Here is a 22,104-nt window from a genome sequence, read left to right on the forward strand (position 1 = left end):
AAGCAGACTCCGGTAGATCCCCTCTCCCTTTTAGGGAGAGGGTTAGGGTGAGGGTCAAAAAACTAAAGGAACATCCCGCCGGAAACCTCAATCCGCTGCGCGTTCATCCAGCCCGTCTCATCACTAAGAATTGCCGCAATGGCATCGCCGATATCATCCGGCTGACCTACGCGCCCTAATGCGGTTTGTGCCGCAATAGCCTTCGAAACATGTTCATTGTCGCGCACAATACCGCCGCTGAAATCGGTAGCGATAGCGCCAGGCGCAATAATATTCACCGCAATCCCACGCGAGCCCAACTCTTTAGCCTGGTACTTGGTCAGCACTTCCATCGCCCCTTTCATCGTCGCGTAAGCGGCTTTGCCCGGCAGCGAGAAACGAGTCAGGCCGGTGGAAACATTCAGAATGCGGCCGCCGTCTTTAATCAGCGGCAGCAGGCCCTGAGTCAGGAAGAAAGGCCCTTTCAGATGGATGTTCATTATTTCATCGAACTGCGCTTCGGTGGTCTCGGCAAACGACGCTTCAAGACCGATTCCAGCGTTGTTCAATAAATAATCAAACGTATCTCGCTGCCAGACGCGATGCAGCGTTTCTTTCACTTGCTCAACAAATCCAGCGAAGGTAGAAGAATCGCCGACGTTGAGCTGAATTGCTGCCGCTTTCACGCCTTTTTGCTCAATTTCGCGCACAACATCTTCGGCTTCCTGACGCTGGCTATTATAGGTCAGCAGAATGCCGATTCCGCGTGCGGCCAGCTTCAGCGCTGCGTTTTTACCTAAACCACGGCTGCCGCCGGTCACTAAAGCAATGCGTTGACTCATGATACACCCCTTATTTGGCTGTCAGGACATTGAGATACAGCTTATTAGCTGATACAAAATCAATAAATACGGCCAGATGCGCCTCACTGTTTCATTCACAGCAACAATGTGGTGATAAGATGGATAAAATACACGCAATGCAGCTTTTCGTGCGGGTTGCAGAGCTGGAGAGCTTTACCCGCGCCGCAGACACGCTTGGGTTACCGAAGGGCAGCGTTTCTCGCCAGATTCAGGCACTGGAAACGTCACTCGGCACGCGCCTGCTGCACCGCACCACTCGCCGGGTTCAGCTCACCCAGGACGGTATGGTTTATTACGAACGCTGCCGCGACCTGTTAACCAACCTGGATGAACTCGACGGTCTGTTTCAGACCGATCCCGCCAGCGTCAGCGGGCGCATCAGGGTTGATATGCCCGTTACGCTGGCGCGCGGTTTGATCATTCCGAAGCTACCGGGGTTCCTGCAGCAGTACCCGGGCATAGAGTTAGAGCTTAGCAGCAGCGACAGAATGGTAGATGTCGTGCGGGAAGGGTTTGACTGCGTGGTGCGCGTGGGTCACCTCAAAGACTCCGGCCTGGTAGCACGGCCGCTGGGGAAATTCACCATGATCAACTGCGCCAGCCCTGACTACCTCAGCCGCTTTGGCTATCCCGAAAGCCTGGACGACCTGGCTTCTCATGCGCTGGTGCATTACGCCCAAAACCTTGGCACCCGCCCACAAGGCTTTGAAGTCTGGCTGGATAAAACAACGCAGTGGGTGAAAACCGGTGGTCTGATTACCGTTAATAGCACGGAAACCTACCAGGCCGCCTGTGTCGCCGGGCTGGGGATCATTCAGGTACCTCGTGTGGGCGTGAAAACCCAGCTCAAAGAGGGCAGTCTGGTGGAAATTTTGCCTCAGTACCGCGCCGAGCCGATGCCGATTTCTCTGCTTTATCCGCATCGCCGCAACCTCTCCCGGCGAGTACATTTGTTTATGGAATGGCTAAGCGGCGTACTCAAAGCCTATGTCGATTAGCGTTATGGCTATAATTTCCTTAAGATCCTGCCACAGCAAAAGGAAAATTGACCCGATGACGACGCCGGATAACCGCGAAAAACGCCCAACCCACGAGCTCGAGTATGAGCCTGTTGTATCTATCGACACGCAGCAGGATGAAGCGCAAAACGAGCCCGCAGAGAACGAACCGCTGGTAAAGCTTAAAACCGGTAACGCCGCGGTGAACAGCACCATATCCGCGGTCAACAAAACGGTCAGGCAGCCGATGGTTGCCCACCTGCTCCGCGCCGCAGAGCGCTTTAATGACCGGCTTGGGAACCAGTTTGGTGCCGCCATTACCTACTTTTCGTTTCTGTCACTGATCCCCATCATGATGGTGGCCTTCGCGGCAGGCGGTTACGTGCTGGCCTCGCACCCGACGCTGCTCGAAGATATTTTTGCCAAAATCCTTGAGAACGTCAGCGATCCGACGCTCGCCGCCACCCTGAAAAACACCATCAATACCGCGGTTCAGCAGCGCACCACCGTTGGCCTGGTCGGGCTGCTGATTGCGCTTTACTCCGGCATTAACTGGATGGGTAACCTGCGTGAAGCGGTACGCGCTCAGTCGCGGGATAAGTGGGAACGCAGCCCGCAGGATCAGGAAAAATTCTGGGTAAAATACCTGCGTGATTTTATCTCATTGATTGGTCTGCTGATTGCGCTGATCGTTACCCTGTCTATTACCTCGATTTCCGGCTCGGCCCAGACACTGCTGATCGGCCTGCTGCACCTGGGCGATATCGAATGGCTCAAACCGGCCTGGCACCTGGTTGGCCTGGCCATTTCGATTTTTGCTAACTACCTGCTGTTCTTCTGGATCTTCTGGCGGCTGCCGCGCCACCGCCCGCGCCGTAAAGCGCTCATTCGCGGCACGCTGATTGCGGCCATCGGCTTTGAGGTGATTAAAATCATCATGACCTACAGTCTGCCAAAGCTCGTCAGCTCGCCTTCCGGGGCCGCTTTTGGCTCGGTGCTGGGGCTGATGGCCTTCTTCTATTTCTTCGCCCGCCTGACGCTATTCTGCGCGGCCTGGATTGCCACCGCAGAATACAAAGACGACCCGAGGATGCCGGGGAAAACGCATAAATAATCCTGTCATGATTTCCGGTCAGGATAGGTTGCCTGCCGACCCCCAGGTTAGCAGGCCCACTTGTCTAAACCTCCGACCAGAGAACATGCCATGACAACTGCCTCCGTACCCAAACTCCAGAAAACCGTTATTGACCCCAGCGTTCGCCTACGCGAAACACACATAGGCGAACAGTGCGAAATACTCGCCAACAGCGTGCTGGAGTACAGCACTCTCGGCGACTTCTCCTACCTCGGGGAGCACTGCTGCGTGGCCGACAGCGAGATCGGCAAATTCACCGCCATTGCCAACCATGTCCGGCTTGGCGCCCCCAATCACCCGATGGATCGCCCCTCACAGCACCGCTTTACCTACTGCCCTGAGTACTACGCGACCGGCGTCGGGCGGGATACTTCGTTCTTTGCTCATCGCCGTGAAGACCGGGTGATCATTGGTAACGACGTGTGGATTGGTCACGGCGTTATCGTCTTGCCCGGTGTGACGGTAGGCGACGGGGCCGTGCTTGCCGCGGGCGCGGTGGTCAGCAAAGATGTGCCGCCGTACACCATCGTTGGTGGCGTGCCAGCTAAACCCATTCGCAGCCGTTTCCCGCAGGAGGTTGTTGCAAGTCTGCAGCGCATTGCCTGGTGGGACTGGCCACTGGAGAAATTGATGGCGCACCTGCCGGAATTTCAGTCCGGAGAGATAGCCAGTTTTTGCGCTCGCTGGGACAAGCCGAGCAACTCAGCAGATAAATCTAACTGGTAACTTTTATTTAACCTAAAACCAGTTTTATTCTCTATTTTGAAAATTTTGTGAAGCATTTCATGGAAGGTTACGGGCAGGCTTAAAAATTATCCACTTAATGCGCGTTTTTTGAACTACTCCGCCCGGTGCAGCGCGTTGAAATGCTTCTTTTGCTATGCGTAAATGGACTTTCGTTCGCCATAAATAAGAAAAATCTATGCAAGCATCCGTTGCCACAACTCTCGATACCGGGGCTGACGCTACGCCCGTAAACTCACGCGGAAAAGTCGTTGTTGCTTCGCTGGTCGGCACGGCCATCGAATTCTTCGACTTCTACATCTATGCCACCGCGGCGGTGATTGTCTTCCCGCACATCTTCTTCCCGCAGGGTGACCCGACGGCCGCCACGCTACAGTCTCTCGCCACTTTCGCTATCGCCTTTGTGGCTCGCCCGATTGGTTCGGCGCTATTCGGCCACTTCGGCGACCGCGTAGGTCGTAAAGTCACGCTGGTCGCTTCCTTGCTCACGATGGGGATCTCGACCGTCGTCATCGGCCTGCTGCCAGGCTATGCCAGTATTGGTATCTTCGCCCCGCTTCTGCTGGCGCTGGCCCGTTTTGGCCAGGGTCTTGGCCTGGGCGGTGAATGGGGTGGCGCGGCATTGCTGGCCACTGAGAACGCCCCGCCGCGCAAACGCGCGCTGTACGGTTCATTCCCGCAGTTGGGCGCGCCGATCGGCTTCTTCTTCGCCAACGGCACCTTCCTGCTGCTTTCATGGCTGCTGACCGACGAGCAGTTCATGTCCTGGGGCTGGCGCGTACCGTTCATTCTTTCTGCCGTTCTGGTCATTATTGGGCTTTATGTCCGCGTTTCGCTGCATGAAACGCCAGTATTCGCGAAGATTGCCAAAGCAGGCAAGCAGGTCAAAGTCCCGCTGGGCACGCTGCTGACCAAACATTTGAAGGCGACGATTCTCGGTACCTTCATCATGCTGGCCACCTATACACTGTTCTATATCATGACGGTCTATTCCATGACCTTCAGCACCGCACCCGTTCCGGCGGGATTGGGCTTCTCGCGCAATGAGGTGCTGTGGATGCTGATGATGGCGGTGATTGGCTTTGGTGTGATGGTGCCGATTGCGGGCTATCTGGCGGATGCTTTTGGCCGCCGTAAGAGCATGATTGTGATCACCAGCCTGATGATTCTGTTTGCACTGTTCGTCTTCCCGCCGCTGTTGGGCTCCGGGAACCAGGCGCTGGTGATGGCCTATCTGCTGATTGGCCTGAGCCTGATGGGGCTGACCTTTGGCCCGATGGGGGCGCTGCTGCCGGAGATGTTCCCGACGGAAGTCCGCTACACCGGCGCGTCATTCTCATACAACGTGGCGTCCATTCTTGGCGCTTCCGTCGCACCGTATATCGCGACCTGGCTGCAGGCTAATTACGGCCTGTTCTATGTCGGCGTGTATCTGGCGGCGATGTCTGCCCTGACGCTGATTGCGCTGCTGTTGAGCAAAGAGACCCGCCACCAGTCGCTGTAATTTTTACCCTCACCCTAACCCTCTCCCTAAAAGGGAGAGGGGACAAAAAAGGAAACCCGGCTAAAGGGGAGAGGGGGCGAAGAAGGATACCGGGCTAAAAGGGAAAGGAAATGTCAGTTTTGCCTTCTCTTTTCCCCCTCGCCCCTCTGGGGAGAGGGCCGGGGTGAGGGGAAACCTCATTTCTTCATCTGCCCCAAAATCGTCCGGCACTGATTCTCACTGCCTTCAGAAGGCGATATCAAAGCGGCCAGCGCCGCTGCCGGAGTGACCAGCGTTGCAAGCGCTGCGGCCACTGCACCACGAATAATCAATGGTCCCGGCTTCACGCCCGCATCCGGGCTCTTGAACGTGCCGCGCACATAAAGCGGTGAACGCAGAGTAATAATCCGAATCCCTTTGCTCTCAGGATCGATGGTCAAATCCAGGCGTTCGCTGGCAAAATTGGTGCTGCCGGTGACATTAATCAGTGCATTTTCTGTATCAAAGGCAAAAATTCTCGGTGTCGCAATTCCGTTGCGTAAATCCAGATTCGCGGCGGCGCAGTTGATCCGCACCTCATCATCGCCAAAAATTTTGCCGACAATGTAGTTGCCCACGTTCAGGCCGACGATTTCCATCAGGTTACGGCTGATAAGCCCGTCATTCATCAACAGCTTCAAACTGCCGTTACTGGTGCCCAGCAGTGCGGCGACCGAGTTACCGCGCCCGCTCAGGTTGGCGTCGCCGTTCAGCTCGCCCAGCGTTTTCTGCATCGACTCAACCTTCGGCATAAGCTGCTTCAGCTGCAGGCGACGCGCCTGAATATCCGCTTTCCCCTGCATCGGCTTTTTATCGCCCTCAAGGTGGATGTTGGCATTGATGGAGCCGCCCGCCATGCCGAATTTCAGCGGCTGCAGGCGCAGGTCGGCGTTATTCAGGATCACGTGGGTGGTCAGGTCGCTCAGCGGCAGCGTTCCGCTGTGTTCAATGCGCTGCCCTTTGAAGCGCACATCGGCGTCCATCACGTTCCATTTGTCCGTTTCAAAGCGATCGTAAGGCAGCACTTTGTCAGCGGGTTGCACCGTTCTGTCGCCCCGCTGCTGCCTGGCTTTTTTCGTCTTTTCGGCATCTTTTCCGGAATCAACGCCAATCAGCGGCCCTAAATCGGCCAGCCGCAATTGTTTAGAGACTAAATCGCCTTCGAGTTTAGGGCGTGGTTTCCCCTGGCTGTAGGTCAGGGAACCGTGAATATCACTGTCGCCAATGCGCCCGTTAAAATCCTGATAGCGGAAGACAGAGCCTTTATCTGTGTCGATTTTCGCCAGCAGATGGCCATCGGTTTCAAACGGAGGCGTATCCGGCAGCAGCACGCCGGTCAGCGCGTAAAGGTTACCGAGAGAATCGCCGGAGAATTTAAGCCTGAGATCGACACCGCCCATTTTCATCGGGTCGTTGACGGTGCCAACGAAGGCCACTCGCGATGTCCCTGAACGCACATCGGCCTGCACCGGGAACGCACTATCACTTTCACTGCGCAGTGCCAGCATGCCGCCGATTTTACCGCTCCCTTCCACCGGCTGGCCGTTGTAGCGGCCACTGACTTTCAGGCCGAAAACGTAATCTGCCGCCTTCGCTGCGTCTTTGCCCTGTGGCTTTTGGCCGGACACTTCGCTGAAAGCCAGCGGTTTACCCAGCGGATCGACGAGGATAGTCAGCTCAGCCTTGGTCACTCGATCGTCTACGGCGATCCGGCCTTTATCGAACAAAATGTTATCCAGCCGGAAGGACCAGCCGGAAGGTTTTGGATTGGGATCGCTGTCGCCAGAACTGGCAAGGTTAAAGGTCCAGTTATTGATTTTTTCCGACAGCCGGATAATTCGGGCATCGGGCTCGACCAGTTTTATCCAGGGGATGTAGACCGTTTTGGTGAGCAGCGAGAGCGGGGCAAGCGTCGCATCCACTCTTGGCAGATGGACCATAGTGACTTCGGGGATGTCCGGCGGGTTGCCAAGCAGGATATCTTCGGCATGAACGTGTGGCCACGGCACCCAGCTGCGCCAGCCGGGCTCGTCTTTATTACGTTCCCAAACCACCCCTAAGTCGCCACGAATAGCAAAGGGGCGGTTCAGCTCTGTCGAGACTTTTTGGTTGATGGTTGGTTTCAGCCGGTTCCAGTCAAACGTGGCGATCAACACGATCGCTACGACAACCAACAACAAGAAAATCCCGGCAACTGCGCTGCTAATTTTACCCGTTTTTGTCATCCCTCTTACCTCTCCTGATGCCGGTCTGCCTGACTAAAAGATAGTTCAGCGTGACCGAAACGACATCAGGGAAGGCGAATCAGAACGTTTTCCAGGTTTTCGAAGGGGACCGGGCGGGACAGGAAATAACCTTGTGCCGCATAAGCAGGTGAAGACTGAACATCTCGCCATTCTTCAACCGTTTCAATGCCTTCAACAATCACACCCTTGCAGTAGCGGTTCATTAACTGCAGCAGCATGGTGAACAAATTCCGCCCTTCATCGCTTTTTCGCAGCATGATGAAAAGCTCGCGCGCCACTTTGATATAGTCGTAGCGGACTTCGCTCAGCGCAGAGAAGTTAGCCAGGCCAGTGCCGAAATCGTCAAGCCAGAGCGGGCCAAACTCGTGCATACCGGCCAGAGTGGCCGCCTGCGGCAAGTTAATATGCTCCACCAGTTCAAAACGTACCCACGGCAGTTTGGCAATCAGGTCGAGAATCGGCTGATGCTGCTTCATGGCAATCAAAGTGGGGCCATCAACGTTGACCGACGCCAGGATGTCGTGCCCAATGAAGGTCTGCTCCCAGGCTTCCAGCAGGCGCAGCTGCTCTTCCACCACCGAAAGACGCTGGCGGCTGGGGATCGAAGAAAAATAGCGGTCGGGAGGAATGCGCACCTCTGCCTCAGCCGGATGTGTGACCACCGTGAGCAGCTCAACTGCCATCAATTTCCCGTCTGTTCTGTAAATCGGCTGAAAGGTGTAGCGGCGCTGGCATTGCAGCCAGAATCGTCGCTCCTGCAAACTTTCAACGCTCGCCTCAAGCGTATGCAGCCGGTGAGTGATCTGCTTCAACTTCATCTGTACATCCTGTTTGCCCTGATGACTCTACATGGCTCGTCGAAAGGTTATCGGCGTCGGAATAGAGAACTTTATGCTCGCTTTCGCAGCAAAATGGGCTATGGCGATTTTCGTCACAATCACAATAACCTGGCGTACCTCAAAAATTTTCAAAACGCTGTTTTAAATTGTTTGACTCACTTTTCACCCAGATGGAGAATGCAAAAAAACAGCATTTTTGTTCATTTCATCATCAGGTTTCTTATGCTCACTCAGAAAATTGCCGTGATCGGCGAATGCATGATCGAACTGTCTCAGAATGGCGCTCAGGTGCAACGCGGCTTTGGAGGCGATACCCTAAATACCTCGGTTTATCTCGCCCGCCAGGTGAACGAAAGTGCACTGGAAGTGCATTATGTCACCGCGCTTGGCGAGGACAGTTTTAGCCAGCAAATGCTGGATATCTGGCGCCAGGAGCACCTACACACGACATTAATTCAGCGCCTGGAGCACCGCCTTCCGGGTCTGTATTACATTGAGACCGATAGCCACGGCGAGCGGACGTTCTACTACTGGCGTAACGAAGCGGCGGCACGGTTCTGGCTGGAGAGCGAGCGTTCAGACGAAATATGCGCGGAGCTGGCCCAGTTTGATTATCTCTACCTGAGCGGCATCAGCCTGGCCATACTCAATGACGCCAGCCGGGAGAAGCTTTTCGCGATGCTGAAGCAGGCCAGAGCTAACGGCTGCAAAGTCATTTTCGACAATAATTATCGGCCACGCTTATGGGCCAACCCGGAAGAGACACAGCGCGTTTATCGGCAAATGCTGACCTGTACGGATATTGCGTTCCTGACGCTGGACGACGAAGACGCACTATGGGGTGCCGTCCCGGCAGAAGACGTGATTCACCGGACGCATGCTGCTGGCGTAGAAGAGGTGGTCATCAAGCGAGGCGCTGAGTCTTGTCTGGTGTCGGTAAGAGGTGAAAGCGTGATCGAAGTCCCTGCCCTGTGCCTGCCAAAAGAAAAAGTCGTGGATACCACCGCGGCAGGGGATTCCTTCAGCGCAGGCTATCTGGCGGTGCGTTTAACGGGAGGAACGGCGGAAGAAGCCGCGAAGCGCGGTCATTTGACGGCGGGTACGGTGATTCAGTATCGCGGAGCGATTATCCCGCGGGAAGCGATGCCCAAATAAGTGGACCCTCACCCTAACCCTCTCCCTGGAAGGGAGAGGGGATAAAAAGAAAACACCTGACGAATCCCCCTCGCGCTAAAGGAGTGGGGACGAAAAGAAAACGCCTTCACGAATTCCCCCTCTCCCCTATGGGGAGAGGGGCAATCCCACCACTAAGAAGCCGGTGGAATATCCGAAACATCCTGCTTAGGATCGTCGGTCGCAGGCGGCACAGCGGCCGGCACCATCACCTTATCCCACGTCTCTTTCAGCTCTTTCATGTTGTACTCAGGCTCGCCTTTAGGCTGCAACAGCACCATCGACATATCCTGAGACAGCTGCTGGCGCAGGTCCTGGTTGAGCATTGAGACGGTCAGGCTGTCGAGGAAGTCCTGGCGCAGCTTCTGGTACTGCTCTGGCGCTATATCAACCACCTGGTTTTGCAGCGAACGCAAGCGCTGGCCGATCAGTACATCGGTGTTGGTGCGCGCGTAGGTGGCAAACAGCTTCGTCAGCTCATTCTTTTTCTGCGCGATCAGCGCGTCGAATTCTTCCTGAGACAGCCCTTTATCGCGTACTCGCAGCAGTTCACGCCCAACGCTGGTAAGGCTGGCGTTCAGTTTATCGTTCGGGGATTCAATATTGATCCCGCACTGGGCGCGCAGATAAAGCACGCGGCAGTCAAAGCTCAGATTGAGATCTTTAACGCCGTTTTTGCTCAGGCTTTGCTGCACATTCCAGAACAGCGCTTCACGGGCCAGATCGGCACGCCAGTAGCGCAGCAGCGCCGCGGATTCACGAATCGGCTGCCAGGTGTTATCCCACATCAGGGACAACCTGTCCTGGCGCACGCTGTCGGTCATCAGGCTCACCGGCTCAGGGTTAAGCGGGGAAAGCGTTGGCACAGGTGCAGGGGTATCACGCTTACCTTTCAGCTCGCCGAAGGTCTTGTTGATTTGCTCCGCCACGCTGCGGCTATCCACGTTGCCGACCACAATTAGGGTCATCGCATCCGGGGTGTACCACTTGTCGTAAAACGCTTTCAACTGCGCGGCATCTACAGGGCGCTTGAGATTCTCAGCGGGATCGTGGCCAAGCAGCGTGGAACCTTTCAGACGGTAGCGCCACCAGCTGTCTTTGGTATTCATCGGCCAGGTCGCAACCATATCCGGCACATGCAGTGCCGCAGTCACTGTTGCCGGCGTCACGTCCAACGACCCGATATTGGTCGACATAAATGCCAGCGCTTCTTTCAGCAAATCATTGCGGTTGTTAGGCAAGCTTAAGTTAAACAGCGTGAAGTCATAGGAGACGATAGCCGGAGGAAGTGGACGCTCCGGGTCGCTGCTTTGGTGCCATAACGAACGCGCCTGGCTCGTCGGCAGACCGCCGGTCTGCGTCAGCAGCATGCGCGGTAAAAAGTGGCTGTAACCGCTTTGCTGGGCGGTTTCGGTGAGCGAACCGTTGTTCACCATCAGGCGAATTTCAACGCGATCGCTTGGGCGCTGAGGGGTGGCCAAAACCTGCCACTGGAAGCCGTTAGAGAGCGTTCCCTGTTGCCAGGCCGGGTCCGGCTGGAGCGCTTCTGCCTGCACGTTGCCGGCCGTTGCGGCTAATAGCAACCCGCCAGCTAAAAGTCGAATCTTGGTGCCCTGCATGTGAACCCCTAAAAACAATCCTGGTTAAAAGTAGCACATCGGCGCGGCATTCGACGTCCGCAGACCGACATAGGTGACGTTTCACCAATCCGTTTGACCGCATTTCTGCGAAAACGTCACGTAAGAAAGTGAAAAATAGAGAATAAAGACCCTAAATAATTCGAGCTGCAGGTAGGCGGTAATTAACACACCAGCAAGAAGTATGACGGGTATTAGGGGGATTATGCAGAGTCGCCCACAGCGAGGGCAAGTCGCTGCGGGCAATTGGTCGGATTAGTGGGAGACTTCGGTCACTTTTTTGTCAGATTTTGGATTATCCAGCTGCTGATGAAGTTGCTTTTCATCCAGTTGCTTAACCCATTTCGCGACAACAACGGTCGCCACGCCGTTGCCGACCAGGTTGGTCAGCGCGCGCGCTTCGGACATGAAGCGGTCGATACCCAGAATCAGCGCCAGACCCGCAACCGGCAGATGGCCTACCGCAGAAATGGTTGCCGCCAGCACGATAAATCCGCTTCCCGTCACGCCCGCCGCCCCTTTAGAGGAGAGCAGCAGCACAACCAGCAGCGTGATCTGATGGAAGATATCCATGTGGCTGTTGGTCGCCTGGGCGATAAACACCGCAGCCATGGTCAGGTAAATCGAGGTGCCGTCCAGGTTGAAGGAGTAACCGGTTGGAATCACCAGGCCCACAACGGATTTACGGCAGCCCAGTTTTTCCATCTTATCGAGCATACGCGGCAGAACGGACTCGGAAGAGGATGTCCCCAGCACAATCAGCAGTTCTTCTTTGATGTAGCGGATGAACTTGAAGATGCTGAAGCCGGTGGCACGGGCGATGGAACCCAACACCAAAATCACAAACAGCAGACAGGTAATGTAGAAGCAGACGATCAACTGGCCCAGCTGCACCAGAGAACCTACGCCATACTTACCGATGGTGAACGCCATGGCCCCAAACGCCCCGATAGGTGCCAGACGCATGATCATGTTGATGATGCCGAAAATCACCTGAGAGAAGCTTTCGATGACGTTAAAGATCATCTGACCTTTGTGGCCCAGGCGATGCAGCGCAAAGCCAAACAGGACGGCAAACAGCAGCACCTGCAGAATGTTACCGCTGGCAAACGCGCCAATCACGCTGCCTGGGATCACGTCCAGCAAGAAGGCAATAACGCCCTGCTGCTGAGCTTGTTCAGCGTAAACCGCTACCGCTTTGGCATCCAGCGTCGCCGGATCCACGTTCATGCCAGCGCCAGGCTGCAGTACGTTAACCACAACCAGCCCGATAATCAGCGCAATCGTGCTGACAATTTCAAAATAAAGTAACGCTACCGCGCCGGTACGGCCCACGGCTTTCATGCTTTCCATGCCTGCGATCCCGGTCACCACGGTACAGAAGATGACGGGCGCAATAATCATTTTAATCAGTTTGACGAACGCGTCGCCAAACGGTTTCATTTGGGCACCCAATTCCGGGTAAAAGTGACCCAGCAAAATACCGATGGCAATTGCGGTCAGCACCTGAAAATACAGACTTTTGAAGAGTGAGGTTTTCATTAGAGTATCCTTGGACGGAGAGTAACCGCAGCCCCGGCTCAGGAACCGGTATGACTGCGGCACTCAACATATCACCCTAAAAAAAACGCAGAAGTGGCGTGGATCGATTTTGTTAACGACATTGTTAAAAACTTGAACTGAACCGATCCAGCTCGTAACATTTGTAACTATTGTTTTTCATTTACGCAGTAAGAAATTCACGTTCAAACTGCTCGAGGGTGTGTGCTTTGGCATACAGGAAGCCCTGGGCGTAGATAACGCCCTGCTGCACTAACCACTCACGCTGGGCTTCTCGCTCTACGCCTTCCGCGACGACTTTCAGATCAAGCGCTTTGGCCATCGCGATAATCACGCCCACCATCGCGTTATCTTCCGGCAGCCCTTCGATAAAGCTTTTATCTATTTTCAACACGTCAATCGGCAGCGCTTTCATATGATGCAGGTGATGAAGGCTGGCGTAGCCCATGCCAAAATCATCCAGCGCGATGCGCACCCCGGCCTGACGAAGCGGCCGCAGAATATTGACCGCCGCCTGCGGATCTTCAATGCGGCGGCTTTCGGTCACTTCAAGAATCAGCGTGCCGGGCTGGATTCTGTAACGCCCAAGTAACTCTAACAGTGAAGGCACCATGGCTTCATGCAGCAACTGGAGCGCGGAAAGGTTGACGCACAGCGGCAGCGTAATCCCCCGGCTTTGCCAGGCTGACAGGGTGCGGCAGGACTCCTCGAGGATCCAGTTACCAACGGTAATCATCAGCCCGCAGGCTTCGATGCGCTCAATCAACCCTTCAGGCAGACTCCAACTACCATCATGCTGGCGCTGGCGCAGCAGGACTTCGGCGCTGACCACGCTTCCATCACGCATATCCACCTGCGGTTGCAGCCAGACGGCAAAATGATGCCTCTCAAGCGCGTTCAAAATATCGTGCTCTTCGGTCAGGCGGCGCTGGGCTTTTTCCATTTGATCGGGGTCGAAGAACTGAATTTGGTTTTTCCCGAAGCGGCGGGCCGCAAGCGTTGCCGAAGCCGCCCGACGATAAAGCTGCTCGGCATCAAGACCGCCCCTGAACATCGCTATGCCAATGCTGGCGGTCGGTTTCAACTGTAGCGCCTGGATGGGCAAACGAGCGTTGAGCGTTTCCATGATTTTCTGTGCCAGCGTCATGGCATTCCACGGGTCGCTGACGCCATAGAGCAGCAGCCCAAAATCATTCTGGCTAAGCTGGGCCAGCACCGCATTGGTCGGCAACACGGGTTTAATTTTCTCGACCAGCGTCAGCAGTAGCATCTCGCGCTGTTCTTCATTCAGCACGCCGGCCGCATCCTGCAGCGTTTCGCTGCCGATCAGTATTAATGCGCCGTGCTTATCGTTCCCCACCATCTGTTCAATCAGCGCCATCAGCAGCGCCTTATTCGGCAGCTCAGAGACCGGATTGTGGGTGCTCAACGAATTCATTTGCTGCTGAAGACGCTGGGTAACCTGTTGATTGCGGTTATAGCTGCGCACCAGCATGCCAATCTCATCGTCATGATGCAGCGGCGGCAGCGTAAGCTGATGCTCGCCCGCTTGTTGAGGATTAAGGCCATCCAGCTCGCGGCTAATTTTACGGATCGGATGCACCACCAGCCGGTTAATGCACCAGCTGATCGCCACGGTCAAAATCAGCGCCAGCAGCAAATAGGTAGTCAGCAGAGTGGAAATCGTGCTGACGATAATGCGGTACATACGCCAGGAATCCGCCTGTAGCACCAGATAAGCCAGCGGCTGCGGGTTTGCCGGGCGTTCGAGAGAATAAAGCGGCAGGGAAATCTGCACCGGCAGCTCAAACACGCGGGTGATGAGCATCGGGATTTGGTGCTCCGGCATAAAGCTAATGCGAAGCGCCTGGAACTGGTTTGGCAGCACGACGTCGGCTCGACTGATGATGCCCGAGGGTTGGATCTGATGAAGAATGGCCTCGGCCTGCGGAATGTCAGCCCGCAAAATGGCCTCAGACAGCGGAAGACGCACGGAGTGGGCGATTTTCTCCATTTGCGTGGCGGTGTCGTAGCGATTTTGCTGCACAAAATGGAACAGCTGAATGACGATAAAAATAAAAATAAACGCCAGGGCCACGGCTGACACCATAGCCATCTGTTTTATCGTTAGGGAACGACTGACTCGCAAACTGACTCTCCGCTTTTGCTTAACCTGTGCCACGCCCGGCCTCAGGATATTCTTACGCCCGCAGAGTATACTGCATTGCCACCCTTTTTAATCCTCGCCCCAGGAGAATCGGGTAATTCTGCTTTTATGGGCAAATTTGCGCCGAATCCTGAGCGAAAAGTCGCAAACGGCGGGTTAACCCGCCGTTTTACATCACACCTAATCAGAAGTCTGCGTAAGGCACCAGCGGCTGAGGCGGCATGTCCATATCGCCCTGCCAGCCCGCCATGGAATAGCGCACGAAAATCAGCGCGTGGCTTGGGGTGTAGTCCTTGGCCTGCTGAATATCAATCCCGGCGCCAATTGACCAGTGCGAACTGATCCGTCGTTCTACCAGCGCTCTGGCCGTATAACCGAAGCCGTTACTGCTGCTGGCCGAGGTAGGCTCGTTGCGATCCGGGTAGGCATGGAGATCTTCCGGGTAGGGGTTAGTGTCATTTGGCACGAGGTTACGCAGCGGATAGCGCTGGCCCGCATTGCTGTGAGAGTAAGACCAGGAGCCGGAAGCACCCAGTTCCCAGGACCAGTTCTCGGTACGTTTACGCCAGATAACCGGCACGGCAAACGACACATATTTTTGCGGGCTGTAATACCCCCCCTGGCCGAGGAAGTAATCGCTGAGGTCTTTTTGGTAATGCCAGACCATGTTGGTGAGGCCCACGGTTAGCCGCTGGTTATTCTCGTTAATCAGCTTGTAGTAGTAGCCCGTCATCCAGCGCACGCGCCAGTTATCGGCCACGTTTTTACCGGTCAGCGTGTCTGCGCTCAGGCTGGACCAGACGCCGTTGGCTTCACCCTTGTCGTAGCTCAGGCTGACACCGCCACCGGTCGCGCGAACACCACCCCACACGGTATTGGTATTAGGATCCCGCTGCCCGCCGAAGGAGAGCAGCGAGCTGGAGATAGGCCGACGATGTGCATTGACGGTGTAGCCAATCGGCCCGAGGTCGTTGCTATAGCTCACCCCGCCGACAACATCCACGACGTCAAAGCCCAGCGGCGTGGTGCCAATATCCGTCTGCCAGGTATTGTTTTTCCAGCCAACGGCCAGGCTTGCGCCGTTGCCACTCTGTTTTCTGTTGCCGAAGCAGTTGTGCTCCGCACAGGTGCCCCAACGCTCGTTGTAGCCTCCCCCGTTATCTTTGAACGAGCCCGCATCCATATTCACCATATCGGTACGGAACCACATCCGCCCGTCGCTGAGCGGAGCGTCCACCTGCAGCATAGTGGTATGCGCTTTCAGATCGGAGTAACCCGGCGTCCCGCTTGAACCCCAGTATTCGTGATCAAGCGTCACGTTCACATCCTGCTGGCGATAAAGATCGGCGGCATCGCTGCGCACGCCCCGCTTCAGCCAGTCGTCTTTCTCATCGTTGCGGGTCAGGCGAGTGAAGGTGTCGTTATCCTGCGGGCGCTGCCGGGTAATCCCCGAGGAAATCATCGCGTCTTTGTAAGTCTCCAACGCCTGCTGCGGCTGGCCGCTGGCGGCCTGGAAACGCGCGGCATCACGCATCACCAGCGCGCTTTCCATCGACGGTGGCTGGCTTTTCGCCGCAACCAGAATCGGCGTGTAGGTTTGCGCGGCTTTCTCGTTATCGCCCAGGGCAGCCCAGGCGTTGGCGACGCGGCGTTGAGTATTGATGGATGGTGTTTCACCCGCAGGTGCTTGCTGCAGCTTCGCCAGCAGATCGCGGGCCTGAGGTTTGTCCCCCTCGGCAATCAGCACTTCGGTTAAGCCTAACAGCGCATCTTCGTTACCCGGTGAACGCTGCAGGACTTTCTGGTATTGCGATTTCGCCGTAGTACGGTCACCGCGTTCGGCAGCCCAGTCGGCCAGCGTTAAGTCCACGCGGTCGGACGGCGTCTGCTGCTGAAGCAGCGCGATGGCATCTTTTTCTTTGCCGCTGTCCCGCAGCCGGTTAGCCGTTTGCATTACTTCGTTAAACTGCAGTCTGTCTGCAAGCTCATGAATGTTGTCAGTCCACTGCGCTTTGGGCAGCGTATTGAGGTGGCTTAGCGCCGCCGCATCATGGTTATTGCCTGAGAGATAAAGACCGTAAGCGAAGACCTGCTCCGGATCGCCCGGCTTACGCTGGGCAAGACCGCGCATCAGACCGTCTGCCTCGCCGTGTTTTCCGGCGGCATAGAGATCGTTCGACAGGCGGTAGGTGATCCACACGCTGTCCGGGTCAAGCTTGAGCCGCTGGCGCTGGATCTCTGCCGCTTTTGCCCACTGGCCCTGGCTTTCCAGCGCAGCAGCCTGCTGCTCCAGACGCTCACCGGCCAGGCTACGTTCAATATCATCAATACTTTTGCGTTGGCTGACAGAAAGACTCTGAATATACGCTGCTGCGCGCTCTGGCGACTGGCGGCGATAGACGTTCGCCAGCCCGCGAATCGCGTTGCTGTTGCCGCGATCCATGCGCAGCGCTTGTTGATAATAACGCTCGGCGCTGGCGTCATCTTTTTTGGCCACGGCCACATCGCCAAAGCCCAGCACCGCGTAGCTGTCGGTATTGTCTACCCTTTGCGCCTGCTGGTACTTCTGCAGCGCGGCATCAGGATTATTGGCTTTGAGCTGAGCATCACCTTGTTCAATCAGCAGCCAGTAGCGGTTGGTTTTTAACAAACTGTCCCACTTGCCCCGGTTATCGCTTTGCGGGTCCATCTGAATGGCTTTCTCGAACTGCTGTACCGCAAGGGCGCGTTTTCCCTGCTGAGAATAAGCCTGCCCCAGCGCACCGACTACTTCGCTGTCGTTTTGCTTCGAGCTTAACGCCTCTTTCAGCTGCGGAATGGCCTGGTTCCCACGCCCACCGCCCACGTCTTCCAGACCTTTAGCCCGGGCGAGGAAAGCCGGGTCAGACAGCTGTTTTTGCTGCTGCGCAAGCCTGTCACGGGCAGTGGCCACCGTATCGCCTTCAGTGAAGACATTAAGAAAACGCTGCAGGGCCGCGACGCTTTGCGGTCCTGTCGGTAAGTTGCTGATTTGGCCATACCATAAAGCCGCCGCGTCTTCCCGGCTACCGTTGGATTTCGCCATTTGCTCAAGCACCTGATATGCCTCGGCGCTGCGGCCGTTGGCAAACATCAGCCGCGCCAGATTGCCACGCAGTTCGCCGTTCCCCGGCGCAGCGGCATCCAGCGCTTTCAGTTTATCGATCGCCTGGTTGGTGGTTGCCGGACGCTTCGCCATCAGCATCCAGTATTCCATCGCTAAATCCCCTTCAGGCGGATTGCCGTCAAACAGCTTTTCATAGGCGGCAATGGCCTGCTCGGTGTGCCCGCTGGCCGCTAATAACCGAGCTTCCTGCAGCTGCTGGCGGCCATCCGCGCCGGTCAGCATCAACGTGGCCTGAGCCTGTTTATACCCGGCGGAGCCGGGGGCCAGTTTTGCCAGACGCTCAAGCTGTGCTTTCGCCCCGGCGTTATCACCCTGGCGCAGCAGGTAGCGCATTCGGGCCGCAATCACGTCCGGATCGTCCGGCGCCATCAGCTCCAGCCTGGACAGCGACTGCCGCACGATATCCTCGCGTTTGCTGGCCTCGCCCATCCTCACTTGCTCCAGCAGTTGCTGCTGAGGCGTCAAGGCGGCCTGAGCCATCGGCATCAGCGCCATGCCCAATGAGAGAGTGACTAAACTTAATGAGAACTTGCGCATACCTGACCCCAGCTCGGGATTAATTCACCCCGAGAATTGAAGCGAAAACGATTTTGATCCCATCCCTGACCAAAGAGCGTTAAAACATAGCTGTAATAGGCATCAGCCTGAGGGAAATTGTCTTTCACCCGCTGACGCTGCACGTCCCGTGCTTCGCTATCCTGTAAAAAAGGCAGCATGGCGGCGGAGAATCCCACTGGGCCATTGCCCTGAACGCTGCCGGTTTGCACATCGACTTTTTCCGGCGGCAAACCTTGTTTGATGGTGATATCCGCCATGGGCTGGAAGGCCTTCAGCAGCGCGGCTTTGTGCGGCGAGTCGTCGGCCATCATGCCAATCCACATGTAGACACGTATCGAGTCATAGCTGCCGCTGCGGGCAGCGTCAGTCTGGAACTGCCAGCCTTTGCCTTCACGCCAGTCGGCCCAGTTGGGTGAAAACCCTTTGGGCGCGGTTTCAAGCAGTAATCTTTGGTTTGCCACCTGCATGGCCGACCAGGGGCCGCGGTAACGCACCATACGCTGCAGTACCTGCGGGGGGAGGTAGCTTGGATTCAACCGCCAGTCAGGGGAATGATTAAAACCGACACGTCCCGGCAACAGTGAAAAACCCAGCCCGGGGATTTTAATCACTTCCTCTTTCGCCACGCGCTTTAACAGCTGCTCACCAAGGCGCTTATAGGCAGGCTCATGCCACAGACGCCCCGCTTCGAGCAGGCTCCAGACTATCCACATATCGGCATCGGAAGCGGAGTTGCTGTCTAAAACCGTCCACTCATCTTTGTCGTTTTTGCCCCACAGCCAGGCGGGAAGGTGATCTTTCAGCGCCCCCTGAGCGAGGTTGTTTTCCGTCCAGCCCAGCAGCTTGTCGAACGTCGCCCTATCGTTGTCGACCAGGGCAAAGAAAAGCGCATAGCTCTGCCCTTCCGAGGTGGTGATTTTTCGCTCATCGCTGGGATCGATCACCCGGCCCTGGTCGCTGACATAGCTGGCTTTAAACTGCTCCCAGGCAGGCCAGCTACAGGCGGCCTGCCCGGAAACGCTTGTCAGCATCAGCCCGACCATCAGCAGTGCGGCGCTGATTTTCATCGTAATTACTCGTCTTCTGGATCGATACGGCGGCGGCTAATAATGCGCAAGATACGCCACAGCACCCAGGCCAGCAGCACAACGCTTATCGCCGCGAAGATAGCCAACAGAACCGGATGGTTCGATAGCGCGTACCAGATACGCTCGAACCACGGCAGGTGACCAACGTAGTAAATATCGCCTACGCGCAGGCTATCGACACCGGATTCACGAATCACCGCGACCGAACCAGAGATCGCCGCCCGTTTGCCGCTATCGTTGAGCGCATTATTCAGCAGCTCGTAGCCTCGAGGACTGTCGGCCAGTAAAGCAAGGACGCTACGCTGGTCGTTATACGGCGACTGGAAGCCCACAATAGCGGCCATCGCGCCCTGAGAGGTAATCGCCGTTTGCGTATCCGCTGCACGATCTTTTGGATCTGAAGCACCGTTTAGCAGCGGGGTCTGGCGAACCGGGGTTTTCACCCAGCTTTGGGCCGCATCAACCAGCAGATCGATACGTTTGTCATCTTTCAGCGCCGGTGGGATGGTGCCGATGATCATGATATCCGCATCTTTGCCCTGAATCGTGCTGCCATCATCCGTCAAATTCACGTTGATTGCAGGGAAACCGGTTTGTGAGCCAATGGTGCCCAGCGCGTCCAGCAGCGCAGTCACCTGAGCCGGTTTAGGCTCCTTGCTGACCACCACGATAGTTTGTGAAAGATCGGCCATGCGGCTGAACGGGAAGCCTGCATTCGCGAAGGTGCGCAAATCCGGCATGGCAATAAAGTGGTGATAGTTTGAGAAGTCGATGGTTGACTCGTCTTCCACCACAACGTGGTTTTGAATTGGCTGGTAGGTAATACAGTTCTCAAGCGAACCGCCAGGCATCGGGTTCATGTACGAGAAGTCAAAACGCAGCTGGTTGGCGGCGCCCAGGCGCAGCGCGGGAATCGACACGTCGGTTTTGCCGTCCAGCAGACCCTGCAGCACCGGCAGGCGCAGCAGCAGCTTGTTGTTCTCTTCGCTTGGCGTCAGGTTGAACGACTGCAGGAACTGGTTGTTCAGACTGATATCCATGCGCGAACTGTCTTTCATCGCTGGCGCGGTGTAGCGATATTTCAGGTTGAGATCGATGCCATTACTGCGCAGCAGATAGAGGTCAGGCGGCAGGTTCATCGTCACGCTAATGGCGCTCGGCTCCTGGCCGCTGGACTGCAGCTGCTCCTGATAAGTTTTCATCTCACCCAGCGTGACCGGGCGGTCTGTTCTCACCCAGTTTGGCGCATCGTAAGGTACGCGTGGCAGCAGAGGCTTCACGTCATCCACGGTAACGCTGCTGCCGCGGAACAGGATATTCCCCTGGGCAATGCCTTTTGCAGCCTGCACAAGGTCTTTATCATCACGTCCCATCACCACCAGCAGTTTGACGTACGGATTATCCGGGTGGCTCATCATCTCAACGGTTGGTGCTTTCACAGCCGGGTGGTCCCGCAGGAAGTCCGGGCGCTTATCGTTGGTCGCAAATACGATCCCGTTACTGGTCGGCAACTGGTTAAAGAGCACCGGGAAGCTCTGCCCACGCCATGCGGTACGGGAACCAAACCATGAAGCCACGATCCCTGCGGCACGTTGCTGTTCAATATCCGGGCTGGCTGCAAAAACGATAGGCAACGTCAGCGGGCGATCGTCACGCGAGTCGAAGAAAGGCACCGGGAAATGCGACAGATCGTTTTGAACCGGCAGACGTTGATAGGTCAGCGCCAGCGAACTGCTCCGCCCAACGTCCATCCACAGCGTGGTGCTGGCCGGGTTTTCACAGATGTCGCGGTAGTGGCCGACAAACTCCAGGCGCACGCGGTTAAAGTCGGTGATATAGAGCGGATCAACCGGCACCTGTGCAAAGGTTTTTTTGCCCAGTTGCTCTTTGGTCACCGGCAGAACGCCCATCAGTTCGTCGTTAAGATAGACTTTGAGCTGCGACTGCACCGGCAGCAGCGAAGGCGAAGGGGTATATTCAAGGTTCAGCAGCGCTTTCGAGACGATTTCATCCCGGCGCATGCCAAACTCAACCCCGCCATTCGGGTTCACACCGGTCAGCACCATGCTCCCCGGCGGAGGCGCAATTTGCGCGAAATTTAGCTTCACATCGCGAGAAGGCACATTTTCGGCGACGATGGGTGCATTTGCACCCTTAACGCCAGGTAAAACTTGCCCAACCGTTGCCGCATTATCCGCAGGCGTGGCAGGCACCAGCGCCTCCGCTGCACCTGGCGCAGGCGTAATCACTGCCTGATTTGCCGTAGCCACGGCAGGAACCGTCGGAGCCGGCGTTGTGTCAGCCGAGTTTGCTACCGTAACAGGCAGGGCGCTGATGCCTACCGCCGCTGCATAAAACCAGGATATTTTTCTTTTCATCGCGTTTTCATCAAATTAATCAGGCTGTTGATAAACCTCAGGCGAAAGAAGAGACACCAGAGAACATCAATT

General features: G+C 56.1%; 14 protein-coding genes. 5 read left to right on the forward strand and 9 right to left on the reverse strand.

Going from position 1 to position 22,104, the window contains the following annotated elements:
* Window positions 1-62: 62 nt before the first annotated feature.
* Complete coding sequence (locus LH23_RS04655) at window positions 63-821, reverse strand: SDR family NAD(P)-dependent oxidoreductase (protein ID WP_039288932.1); 759 nt, start codon at window positions 819-821, stop codon at window positions 63-65.
* Between the two features lie 119 nt (window positions 822-940).
* Between LH23_RS04655 and LH23_RS04660 the strand changes: the two genes are divergently transcribed.
* The 4 genes from LH23_RS04660 (at window position 941) to LH23_RS04675 (ending at window position 5,223) form a co-directional block, all read left to right on the forward strand.
* Window positions 941-1,840, forward strand: coding sequence for a LysR family transcriptional regulator (locus tag LH23_RS04660; RefSeq protein WP_039288934.1), 900 nt, complete (start codon window positions 941-943; stop codon window positions 1,838-1,840).
* Window positions 1,841-1,895: 55 nt separating this feature from the next.
* Entirely contained in the window at window positions 1,896-2,954 is a 1,059-nt protein-coding gene (yhjD, locus tag LH23_RS04665) for an inner membrane protein YhjD (RefSeq protein ID WP_039288936.1), read from the forward strand.
* 90 nt (window positions 2,955-3,044) lie between these two features.
* Window positions 3,045-3,701, forward strand: coding sequence for a DapH/DapD/GlmU-related protein (locus LH23_RS04670; protein ID WP_039288938.1), 657 nt, complete (start codon window positions 3,045-3,047; stop codon window positions 3,699-3,701).
* Window positions 3,702-3,897: 196 nt separating this feature from the next.
* Window positions 3,898-5,223, forward strand: coding sequence for an MFS transporter (locus LH23_RS04675; protein ID WP_039288941.1), 1,326 nt, complete (start codon window positions 3,898-3,900; stop codon window positions 5,221-5,223).
* 176 nt (window positions 5,224-5,399) lie between these two features.
* On the opposite strand, the gene LH23_RS04680 is transcribed toward LH23_RS04675, so the two are convergent.
* Together LH23_RS04680 and pdeH are read right to left on the reverse strand one after the other, a co-directional pair.
* Complete coding sequence (locus LH23_RS04680; RefSeq protein ID WP_039288943.1) at window positions 5,400-7,466, reverse strand: AsmA family protein; 2,067 nt, start codon at window positions 7,464-7,466, stop codon at window positions 5,400-5,402.
* 65 nt (window positions 7,467-7,531) lie between these two features.
* Window positions 7,532-8,305, reverse strand: coding sequence for a cyclic-guanylate-specific phosphodiesterase (gene pdeH / locus LH23_RS04685; RefSeq protein WP_039288945.1), 774 nt, complete (start codon window positions 8,303-8,305; stop codon window positions 7,532-7,534).
* 243 nt (window positions 8,306-8,548) lie between these two features.
* Here pdeH and LH23_RS04690 point away from each other — a divergent pair, with 243 nt between their 5' ends.
* Window positions 8,549-9,481, forward strand: coding sequence for a sugar kinase (locus LH23_RS04690; protein WP_039296388.1), 933 nt, complete (start codon window positions 8,549-8,551; stop codon window positions 9,479-9,481).
* A gap of 152 nt (window positions 9,482-9,633) precedes the next feature.
* Here the strand turns inward: LH23_RS04690 and LH23_RS04695 are convergent, their stop codons facing one another.
* The 6 genes from LH23_RS04695 to bcsB all read right to left on the reverse strand — a co-directional run bounded on the left by LH23_RS04695 (window position 9,634) and on the right by bcsB (window position 22,032).
* Window positions 9,634-11,118 (reverse strand): M16 family metallopeptidase, encoded by a 1,485-nt coding sequence (locus LH23_RS04695; protein WP_039288947.1) that lies wholly within the window; start codon window positions 11,116-11,118, stop codon window positions 9,634-9,636.
* Window positions 11,119-11,391: 273 nt separating this feature from the next.
* Window positions 11,392-12,678: a dicarboxylate/amino acid:cation symporter gene (locus LH23_RS04700; RefSeq protein WP_008460613.1), complete on the reverse strand. Its 1,287-nt coding sequence runs from the start codon at window positions 12,676-12,678 to the stop codon at window positions 11,392-11,394.
* A gap of 181 nt (window positions 12,679-12,859) precedes the next feature.
* On the reverse strand, window positions 12,860-14,845 hold the full coding sequence (gene hmsP / locus LH23_RS04705) for a biofilm formation regulator HmsP (protein WP_039288948.1): 1,986 nt from the start codon (window positions 14,843-14,845) through the stop codon (window positions 12,860-12,862).
* 202 nt (window positions 14,846-15,047) lie between these two features.
* Window positions 15,048-18,545: a cellulose synthase complex outer membrane protein BcsC gene (gene bcsC / locus LH23_RS04710; RefSeq protein ID WP_039288950.1), complete on the reverse strand. Its 3,498-nt coding sequence runs from the start codon at window positions 18,543-18,545 to the stop codon at window positions 15,048-15,050.
* Window positions 18,527-19,633, reverse strand: a complete 1,107-nt coding sequence (gene bcsZ / locus LH23_RS04715) for a cellulose synthase complex periplasmic endoglucanase BcsZ (RefSeq protein ID WP_039288952.1) — start codon at window positions 19,631-19,633, stop codon at window positions 18,527-18,529. Before bcsZ ends, bcsC begins: the two co-directional genes overlap by 19 nt.
* Window positions 19,634-19,638: 5 nt before the next feature.
* Window positions 19,639-22,032, reverse strand: coding sequence for a cellulose biosynthesis cyclic di-GMP-binding regulatory protein BcsB (gene bcsB, locus LH23_RS04720; RefSeq protein WP_039288954.1), 2,394 nt, complete (start codon window positions 22,030-22,032; stop codon window positions 19,639-19,641).
* Window positions 22,033-22,104: the final 72 nt, after the last annotated feature.

It is taken from the genome of Cedecea neteri (assembly GCF_000758305.1).
In the GTDB taxonomy this organism is placed as follows: Bacteria; Pseudomonadota; Gammaproteobacteria; order Enterobacterales; family Enterobacteriaceae; genus Cedecea; species Cedecea neteri_C.

Excerpts from the sequence above, each read along its gene's own strand:
- LH23_RS04655 (WP_039288932.1), bottom strand. The coding sequence starts at position 821 with ATGAGTCAACGCATTGCTTTAGTGACCGGCGGCAGCCGTGGTTTAGGT.
- LH23_RS04660 (WP_039288934.1), top strand. The coding sequence starts at position 941 with ATGGATAAAATACACGCAATGCAGCTTTTCGTGCGGGTTGCAGAGCTG.
- yhjD (WP_039288936.1), top strand. The coding sequence starts at position 1,896 with ATGACGACGCCGGATAACCGCGAAAAACGCCCAACCCACGAGCTCGAG.
- LH23_RS04670 (WP_039288938.1), top strand. The coding sequence starts at position 3,045 with ATGACAACTGCCTCCGTACCCAAACTCCAGAAAACCGTTATTGACCCC.
- LH23_RS04675 (WP_039288941.1), top strand. The coding sequence starts at position 3,898 with ATGCAAGCATCCGTTGCCACAACTCTCGATACCGGGGCTGACGCTACG.
- LH23_RS04680 (WP_039288943.1), bottom strand. The coding sequence starts at position 7,466 with ATGACAAAAACGGGTAAAATTAGCAGCGCAGTTGCCGGGATTTTCTTG.
- pdeH (WP_039288945.1), bottom strand. The coding sequence starts at position 8,305 with ATGAAGTTGAAGCAGATCACTCACCGGCTGCATACGCTTGAGGCGAGC.
- LH23_RS04690 (WP_039296388.1), top strand. The coding sequence starts at position 8,549 with ATGCTCACTCAGAAAATTGCCGTGATCGGCGAATGCATGATCGAACTG.
- LH23_RS04695 (WP_039288947.1), bottom strand. The coding sequence starts at position 11,118 with ATGCAGGGCACCAAGATTCGACTTTTAGCTGGCGGGTTGCTATTAGCC.
- LH23_RS04700 (WP_008460613.1), bottom strand. The coding sequence starts at position 12,678 with ATGAAAACCTCACTCTTCAAAAGTCTGTATTTTCAGGTGCTGACCGCA.
- bcsC (WP_039288950.1), bottom strand. The coding sequence starts at position 18,545 with ATGCGCAAGTTCTCATTAAGTTTAGTCACTCTCTCATTGGGCATGGCG.
- bcsZ (WP_039288952.1), bottom strand. The coding sequence starts at position 19,633 with ATGAAAATCAGCGCCGCACTGCTGATGGTCGGGCTGATGCTGACAAGC.
- bcsB (WP_039288954.1), bottom strand. The coding sequence starts at position 22,032 with ATGAAAAGAAAAATATCCTGGTTTTATGCAGCGGCGGTAGGCATCAGC.